This window comes from Streptomyces sp. NPDC007095, assembly GCF_040634475.1.
Lineage (GTDB): Bacteria > Actinomycetota > Actinomycetes > Streptomycetales > Streptomycetaceae > Streptomyces.
Map to the genome: position 1 here is coordinate 1 of NZ_JBEYFS010000343.1, position 8433 is coordinate 8433.

Here is an 8433-nt window from a genome sequence, read left to right on the forward strand (position 1 = left end):
CCGCCGTTCCGCACTGCGCGGCGCCGGCCCCGTGCCACGCCGCGTCGCCGCCCTGCTCGCCGCCCCGCGCACCTACTCCCCGCCACTGAACTACCCGATCCTGCCCCTGGCCGCAGCCGCCACCGTGGTCGGCGCGAGCGCCCTGTGCGCCTTCGCCGCCGCCCACGACCTGCACGTCGTCCTCAAACTCGCCGGCGCCGGCTGACCGCAACCCCAAGCCGCCCGATGCGCGAGACGACCAGGAAGGACCCGCCGGTGCCGACCAGCGCCCCACACCCCGAACAACGGTCGGAGCGTGCCCGGCTGTGGCCGCTGTACGCGGCCGGCTTCACCACCGCGTTCGGCGCCCACAGCGTCGCGGCGAACCTGGGCCGTTTCACCACCGGCCACCACCAGTCGCTGCTGGTCCTGGGCGGCCTGCTCGCCCTGTACGACGGCGCCGAAGTCCTCCTCAAACCCGTCTTCGGCACCCTGGCCGACAAGGTCGGCCCACGCCCGGTACTGCTCGGCGGACTGCTCGCGTTCGCCGCGGCCTCCGCCCTGTTCGCCTTCGCCGACAACACCTCACTGCTGTGGGCGGCCCGCCTTGGCCAGGGCGCGGCAGCTTCCGCCTTCTCCCCGGCCGCTTCCGCCCTGGTCGCCCGCCTCAACCCCGCCGCCAAGCACGGCCGGGCATTCGGCTCCTACGGCTTTTACAAGAGCATCGGCTACACCGCTGGCCCCCTGCTCGGTGGCGCACTGGTGGCCGGTGGCGGACTGCCACTGCTGTTCACCGCCATGACCGCGATCGCCGCCGCCGTCGCCGCCTGGGCGGTCCTCGCCGTGCCTGCCGTGCCGCCGCTGCCCAAGGCCCGCCAGACGGTGCTCGACCTCGCCAAGCGGCTGGGCCAGGGCAGTTTCCTGCGCCCGACCGCCGCACTGGCAATGGCCACCGCAGCACTGTCGGTCGGTGTGGGCTTCCTGCCGGTCGCCGGAGCCGCCGCCCATCTCGGGCCGGTCGCCACCGGAGCGGCCGTCTCCCTGCTCGCGGCCTGCGCGGCCCTCATCCAGCCCCGGGCCGGAGCCGCCCTCGACCACGGGCGCATCACCACCGCGACAGGAATCAGCACCGGGCTTGCGATCACCTCCGCCGGACTCGCCGCGGCGATGCTGCCCGGCCTGGCCGGTCTCCTTCTCGCCGCGATCCTGATCGGGGCCGGCACCGGCATGATCACCCCGCTCGGCTTCGCCGCCCTAGCCCAAGCCAGCCCGGCCGAACGGCTCGGCCAGACCATGGGTGCCGCCGAACTCGGCCGCGAACTCGGCGACGCCGGCGGCCCTCTCCTCGTCGCCGCCGTGGCCGCGGCCACCACCCTCACCGCGGGTTTCGCCGCCCTCGCCGTCCTGACCGTTGCCGCAGTTCTCGCCAGCCAGGTCGGCGACGAGCCCGGCGTTCACGGGCCCCAGCCGTAGGACTTGTCGTCCTCCCACCCGCTTCGCGTTGGACGTGCGTGGGAAAGCAGTTCCTACGTCAGCGCGAAGCAACGGCCACACTGCGTCCGCTGGAAAAACCCGGCTGGACGGATCCGCCCAGCCGGGGCCTTCTACATCACTGGTGAGGACCTTCGTCTCGCCCGCGGTTGCCACCGGGCGGCGGCTCGGCCCGGGGTGCGAGCAGCCGTAGGTGAGGGTGTCGTGGCCGTACGGCATCAGGCGGGCCGCCCACCGCACCCTCCGCGTAGGTCGCTCTCGGCCCCAGGGCCGTAGACGACGAAGTTGCCCGGAACGCTTTGCGTCCCGGGCAGCCTGCGTGGGCGGCAGCCGCGAAGCTCCTGAGGGAGTCGCAGGTCCCGGCCGTCTCAGGCCGCGGACGATGGATTCGCCGATTCGGCGGCGCGGCGGTATTCGGCATTGATGCGCTGAGCTTCTTCGAGCTGGTCTTCGAGGATGACGATGCGGCAGGCGGCCTCGATGGGGGTCCCGTGGTCGACCAGCTCCCGGGCGCGGGCGGCGATGCGCAGCTGGTAGCGGGAGTAGCGGCGATGTCCGCCTGCGGAGCGGAGCGGGGTGATCAGGCGGGCTTCGCCGATGGCGCGGAGGAAGCCCTGCGTGGTGCCGAGCAGCTCGGCGGCCCGGCCCATCGTGTAGGCGGGGTAGTCGTCGTCATCGAGACGGCCGAACGAGTCGTCTGCTGTCATTGCACCTCTCTGGGAAACGCCTGGAGGGGCCCTGGCGCCATTGGCACCAGGGCCCCGAAGGAACTGCTACACCATCTGCCGGCCCTGATACTGCACCGGCCCTCTCTTTCCGCACCAGCTCACGGGGGATGAAAGCGGGTGCGGGGATCGCGGTTGCTCGACCGGAGACCACCTCACTATCGATGTCCTGCGGTACCCGGGCTCAGGACTTCCGCCCGGGCGATCCTGACGGCGCTCGGCTCCTCCGTTCTTCCCTCGGTGATCAGCTGCTTACCAAGCGGGGGACTGCGTACTGCTGGTACTGCTCTACTGCGCACTGCTGGTGATGCGAACTGCTCCGTGGCCTGTGACAGCGCCACTCTCCGGCAGCCAGCCCCGTCGCCCGTCCTGCGTCTGCTCTGGCTTGGAACCCCACTGCCGAACTTCCCGGCACGCGCGCCCGCAGCCGACGCCTTTACCGAGGAACCGCTGACAACCGCACTGCTGGTACTGCGAACTGCACTTACGGGTACTGCCACTGCGTTTACTGCGGTCCTGCTCACGGCGGCCCCTGATCACTGCGGGCCACCCGGTCCGGTCGTCAGCCCCGTCGCCGTCCTGCAACAACCCTGGCTTCGAAAACTCCACCACCGCACCGTCCTGCGCACTGCAACTGCGTACTGCTGCCCGGCAGTTCATGTCTGCCGGGCCCTGCTCGATCTCGGCTACGAGAGAAACCATAACCACGCGATCTCCCAATGTCTACTCCAGCCAACATAGATTTCCGCGTGTTCGACGGTGAGGTAATCGACCTCGAACACCGACGCGGGCAGGAGCAAGGCCGTCACGGCCCGGTTACGGGCTGGGGCTGGGGCTGGGGCTGGGGCTGGGGCATAAGCACCTCGCAGAGGGGACCGGGCATTTCTGATGGCCGGAGGTTGCTGCCGGTCGTCTCGTGTATGGATCCGCCCCACAGACGGCCTGTGCCAGGTAGTACGGGGTGGCGTCGCGACGTTCGGCTGGACGGGCCGTGCGAAGTTCCTCGTCCATGTCCACCTCGCCAGAGGGCCGTCAGTATGGGGGTGAAGAGGCCGGTGCCCGAGCCGAGTTCGAGACACGGGCCTTGGGGCATCGATCCGCCGCGAGCGAGGGCGTCGCGTACGGGGTCGTCGCGGCCGGTGACGCGGGTGGCATCCCATCCGGCGGCGAGCTGGTCGAACTGAGCGGTGATGAATTGAGCCGCTTCGGCGGTCCACGGCCGTCGGCCGGCAGCCAGGTCACGGACGAAGGCCCGGAAAGCCTCGGCAGTGCCGGGCGATGGAACCGGTTTGCCGTCCGGGCTGGGCAGGACACGCAGCAAGGTGGCAGTCACAGGAGTTACTCCAGCACGGGTGCGGTATCGCGCGAATCGGCCCAGGGGCCGAAATGAGCCCTCCACCCGCGGGTGGAGGGCCGCCCTCAGTCTGGTGCCGCTGTGCGTGTCCCTGTTTGGTGCCCGTGCTGCGTGTGGTTGCGACGTGACCCCATACGGGCGCACCGCCGATTGCTCTCGCGACGGGAGACGGGGCCGATGCCCGCACCGGCCCCCTACGGAGACTCCGTTCGCGGGGGCTTGATCTGCCACCAGAGCTGCGTGCAGGGGCTCAGGCTTGGTAGACAACCAGCGCCATCATCCCCGCCTCGCCGTGGTAGGCGTTGTGGCAGTGCAACATCCACTGCCCCGGGTTGTCGGCGTCGAAGAACACCGACACCGTCTTCCTCGGCAGCACGATGGTGGTGTCCTTGCGCGGTCCGCCGCTGCCGAGCTGGTAGGTATGGCCATGCAGGTGCATCGGGTGCCACATGGTTGTGGTGTTGACGAAGTCGAGCCGGACCCGCTGGCCCTGTTCCACGGTGATCGGGTGCGCGGTCGGGTTGTTCATGTCGAACCGCTTGCCATTGATGGCCCAGTTGTACGTCATCATGCCGCCGGTCAGCTCGATGCGGTGGACCCGGTCGACCTTCTTCGACGTCAGCCGGACGTCCTCCGCCGCGTGCAGCTGCGAAGCGGCCATGAGCCTGCCATCCAGTTCCGTCGGACGGACGGTCGCCTTGGGAAGGCTGCCGGAGCCGGTGCGGATGACGGCCATTCCGATGGCGTTCTTTCCCTCGGCCAACGCCACAAGGGGGAAGACGCCGTCGTCCAAGGTGACCAGGACGTCGTAGCGTTCGCCCATGCCGAGCAACAAGGCATCGGCCTGCTGGTGCCGGACGGGGAAGCCATCGGTGTGGGTGATGGTGAACTTGTGGCCGCCGAGAGCGACACGGTAGGCGGTGTCGGCGCCGGCATTGATCAGGCGCAGCCGGACCCGCTTGCCGGGCTTGCTGCGGAAGACCTGCGGGTCGGCTGGAACGCGGCCGTTGATCAGGTGGTAGGGATACTTCACGTCCCCGGCATCGCCCCCGAGCAGTGCGCTCTGGGCGCCCATCAGCATGAACCCCATGCCCATGCCTCCGCCGGAGGGCGAGGCGGAGGGGGAGTTGCTCGTGCCGTCCATGCCGCTGCCGCTCATGTCCATGCCGCCCATGTCGTGGCCGGAGGAGCTGGATGAGCCTTCCCCCATGTGCATCCCGCCCATGCCCTGCCTCAGCTCGGCGAAGACGTCGTCCGGGGTACCGGTGACGCCGTCGAGCCAGTCGTCGAGGACGACCACCCACTCCTCGTCGTATGACAGCGGCTCCCTCGGGTCCTCCACGATCAACGGCGCGTACAAGCCCCGGTCGAGCTGGACACCGATGTGCGGGTGGAAGAAGTAGGTGCCGGGGGCGTCCGCGGTGAACCGGTAGGTGAAGTTGCGTCCTGCCCGGACGGCGGCCTGGGTGGCCGGCGGAGCGCCGTCCATGTCGTTGCGCAGGGCGATGCCGTGCCAGTGGAGGGAGGTGGTGGTCTGGTTCGGCAGCTGGTTGGACAGCGTGGCGGCCAGCGCGTCCCCGGCCGAGACGCGCAGTTCCTTGCCCGGCACCTGGCCGCTGAAGGCCCAGGTCCTGGCCGTGATGCCGGCGCCCAGGTCGACCATGGCCTGTGCTGAGGTCAGGGTCAGTTGGTGGGTCTTACCGCTCTTGGTGCGCTTCTTGTCGGCAGCTGCGACGGCTGACCCGGAGGGGCTGATCAGGGCAGGCGTGCTTCCAGAGCCGCTGCAGGCGGCGAGCGCGCCCGCGCCCGCGACGCTGAGCCCGGCCAGCAGGACAGGGCGGCGGCTAATGCTGTTCACAGGGGGGGGTGTCCTTGTCTCGATATCGCTTCTGTTCGGTCGCGTGCGGGCACGGCTGAGGGCACGCGTGAACGCGCGCAGCCGTGGGCGCGGCCTACAGCAGCAATCGAGAGAGGGCGGAAAGGTCGGGCGGTGCCCGGCCCGTGGTTCCCGGGACGTCCCGGCCGACGGCTGTTTCGGAACCCAGGCACGGAGCGCAGCCGGTGGAGGACTGGTGGGGAGGCGCGAGCTTCATGGTGTCGACGCTGGCGGCGGAGCAGTGCTGCATCACCGTGCCGGAGCACGTTCCGGACTCGTCGGACGCGGCAGGGGCTGTGACGCCAGGGGCCATGGCGTGCCCGCTCATGTGTATGGGCATTGCCAGGAGGGCCTCGTGGTGCATGCCCGCGATGCTGATCGTTTCCGTGTTCCCCGGGGGCGGCACATGGGCGATGGCCGCGGCTGTTTCGTGGTGGACGAGAACAGCCAGCGTCGCCATCAGCGCGATGACGGCACCGCGTGTCCACCGGCGCGCGGCGCCGCGAACGCCGCTTGACCGATGGTCGGCTGTCGTCATGACTTCCGTCCGTGCTCGATGTGAAACGACTCCTCGCTGTCAGCATACCCGGTGGGGGTAAGGGGGCGACTGGAGCGGCGACGGTGAGAGACACCGCAGCGGTGGCTACAGACGCAGTGCGCGGCGCAAGGTGTCGGCCATTTCTGCGAACTTCGCTTCGGCGTGGGCCGGGTCGGTGCGCCGCGTTGGTGAACGCAACCACGCACGTGGTCGTCGAGGAATCCGGGGGCGACTTCCTGCACGGCGCGGCTGGCGGCGGTGAACTGGGTGAGGACGTCGATACACGGTGACACAAGCCCTCACTCGCCAAGGAACACCCGAGGTCGTACCGCTGGCGAGGCTGCGGGGTGTCGGTCCGCCACGCTCCCTGTGATCACTCGATACAGTCAGACCTTCCGATTACCGCGGCGGCGCATCATCACGAACGCACTGCCGCTGCCCGCGAGGGCCACCAATAGGGCACCGGCCGCGATCTCCATGGGCTCCAAGCTCCTGACGCTGCCACCTGCGCCGGTCCTGAGGGCCCCACTGACCATCGGATGAGGGGTGGACGAAACCTGCATCGTCGCCATGCCGGACGGCATCGTCATGGGGCAAGTCATCGTCATGCCGGGCGGCATCGTCATGGTGCAAGTCATCGACATGTGGGACGGCATGTGGGACGGCATCGTCATGCCGGGCGGCATCGTCATGGTGCAAGTCATCGACATCGTGGTGGCGGAGGACCGCTGCATGGTGCAGCTCGGTGACACGCTGGATGCGCCCGTCGGGGCCGGCTTCGCGTCCGCCGGCGCGGCGAGAACGGTCAGGGAGATCGTGGCGGCGGCGAGGGCAGCGACGGCTATGCGACGAGGGCGCATGGTGTTCTCCTCAGCCGGTCACGGCCTCGGTGACCGCGTTAGGGGGATCCGGCATATAGAGATCAAAGCGTCGTACTGACGTGCATCGCGACGCGCACTGATCCGCTCCGATCACCCGAATGCAGCTCACCCATGGCCCCGATCGAGCTGTTTTCCCAAGTCACTCGGCATGTGCCTGCGCCAGGACAAACCGGGGTTGCGTGGTCCGCCTTCTGGGTGACGGCCCTGATGCGGAACCTGGAATCGATGCGCCCCCGGGGGCCACGCACGGCCACCAGCGGGCTGGGCCCCTCGGGGAACTGGCTACAGTTGAATACGCGATACCCCTAACTGGCCCCGCTACATCGCCACCAGCATCCTCATCGCTCTGGCCTACGCCCTCATCGGCGTCCTGCTCAGCCCCCTCTTCGGAGCGGCATCCAACAGAGCGCCATGCTCCGCCCGGCCCCACCCGACTGGGCCCAGGCTCTCCCGGGTACGGCATCGGCCGAGTCCTAATTGACGCAGCCCTCACCCCCACCTTCGACGAGACCGGCCCGCTACTCATCGCGCTCGCATGGCTCGCTGGCCTCGCGCTGGCCGCCGCCCGCACTCTTCCACCGCGCGGTCGTGCCCGCCGCCAGCCCAAGCTGCAGCAGCATCGATCAGCAGGTCTTACCCGCGCATTGAGCTCAAACAGCCCTGCCCAAACTCGCCCGGTATAACTATTGAATGAGGGACAGACGAGCAGGTTCGCGCTCGTGCCCGTCTCCGATTCTGCGAACCTGCGCGCTTCCGCGTTCGATCTGCTGCGGCTGTCCGGGACGGACACGACCGGGTGGCCGTACCGGCGGCGCAGGGCCGCGCTGGAGTTCGTGTTCGCCGCCCGCCGGCTGTCGGCGCCGTGGGCGCTATGCCTGTCGACCACCGAGGCCGACGTCGTGCGCGAGTGGCTGACGTGGGTGTCGGTCGGGCTCGACGCGGACGGTGCCCGGCGGGACACCGCGGTCGACCAGCGCCTGGTCCACCGCCGTGGCGTACGGCCAGTTCGGCAAGGTGTGGGGCAACAGGCCTGGAAACCCTGGCGGTTGGAGCAGCACTGGTCTCGCCTCCACGGCGGGGTCGGACGGGTCAGGAGACGCGCAGGAGCGTGGTGTCGGGGCGGATCGCACCGGGCCCGAACTTGGCGCGGATGCGGTCGCTGACCTCTTCGGCGACCAGCCGGGCCTCGCGCGCACCGTCGAAGCTGATCTGCTCGGCCGCCTGCTCGGCGCCGACCAGGTCCTCGCCTTTCAGCGTGATCCCGGTGAGGCGGCCGCGCTGAAGTCCTGCCGCATCGATCAGCCGGTAGGCCGGCGTGCGCAGGTCGTCGTCGTGTGCGGAGGCCTCCGGGAGCCGGCGGGTCTTCTCCCACGTGCTGCCTCCTGCGAAGCGCAGGGTCAGGGGTCAGGGTCAGGCCGCGGGCAGCCTGGCTGCGGCGGCGGAGTTGGAGGGCGAGGGTGACGACCAGGTTGAAGCTTCCCCTTGTTCCTGGACACCTGGAGACTGGGACCTGAGGTTCCAGAGGAAGTAGCACCAGGTGGGAAGCAAGTACATGAAGCGGTACACCGAGGAGTTCAAACGGGACGCCA

At 69.4% G+C, this 8433-nt stretch carries 6 protein-coding genes and 1 pseudogene; 3 read left to right on the forward strand and 4 right to left on the reverse strand.

The genetic code is table 11. From position 1 onward, the window contains the following. Window positions 1-205: pseudogene (locus ABZ656_RS53930) on the forward strand (M56 family peptidase); the annotation flags it as partial. A gap of 98 nt (window positions 206-303) precedes the next feature. Then, window positions 304-1452, forward strand: a complete 1149-nt coding sequence (locus ABZ656_RS53935) for an MFS transporter (protein ID WP_101408295.1) — start codon at window positions 304-306, stop codon at window positions 1450-1452. A 386-nt stretch (window positions 1453-1838) separates the two neighbouring features. Here ABZ656_RS53935 and ABZ656_RS53940 read toward each other — a convergent pair whose 3' ends face one another. The 4 genes from ABZ656_RS53940 to ABZ656_RS53955 all read right to left on the reverse strand — a co-directional run bounded on the left by ABZ656_RS53940 (window position 1839) and on the right by ABZ656_RS53955 (window position 6256). Continuing rightward, entirely contained in the window at window positions 1839-2177 is a 339-nt protein-coding gene (locus ABZ656_RS53940; protein WP_101406417.1) for a MerR family transcriptional regulator, read from the reverse strand. Between the two features lie 1622 nt (window positions 2178-3799). Next, entirely contained in the window at window positions 3800-5407 is a 1608-nt protein-coding gene (locus tag ABZ656_RS53945; RefSeq protein WP_101406418.1) for a multicopper oxidase family protein, read from the reverse strand. A gap of 94 nt (window positions 5408-5501) precedes the next feature. Beyond that, window positions 5502-5963 carry a hypothetical protein gene (locus tag ABZ656_RS53950; RefSeq protein WP_360279499.1) on the reverse strand — a complete coding sequence of 154 codons (462 nt, stop codon included), beginning with the start codon at window positions 5961-5963 and terminating at the stop codon, window positions 5502-5504. Beyond that, window positions 5960-6256, reverse strand: a complete 297-nt coding sequence (locus tag ABZ656_RS53955; protein WP_101406420.1) for a metal-sensing transcriptional repressor — start codon at window positions 6254-6256, stop codon at window positions 5960-5962. Before ABZ656_RS53955 ends, ABZ656_RS53950 begins: the two co-directional genes overlap by 4 nt. A gap of 253 nt (window positions 6257-6509) precedes the next feature. On the opposite strand from ABZ656_RS53955, the gene ABZ656_RS53960 reads away from it, so the two are divergent. After that, on the forward strand, window positions 6510-6902 hold the full coding sequence (locus tag ABZ656_RS53960; protein ID WP_129592339.1) for a hypothetical protein: 393 nt from the start codon (window positions 6510-6512) through the stop codon (window positions 6900-6902). The last annotated feature ends 1531 nt before the right edge of the window (window positions 6903-8433 follow it).

Excerpts from the sequence above, each read along its gene's own strand:
- ABZ656_RS53950 (WP_360279499.1), bottom strand. The coding sequence starts at position 5,963 with ATGACGACAGCCGACCATCGGTCAAGCGGCGTTCGCGGCGCCGCGCGC.
- ABZ656_RS53940 (WP_101406417.1), bottom strand. The coding sequence starts at position 2,177 with ATGACAGCAGACGACTCGTTCGGCCGTCTCGATGACGACGACTACCCC.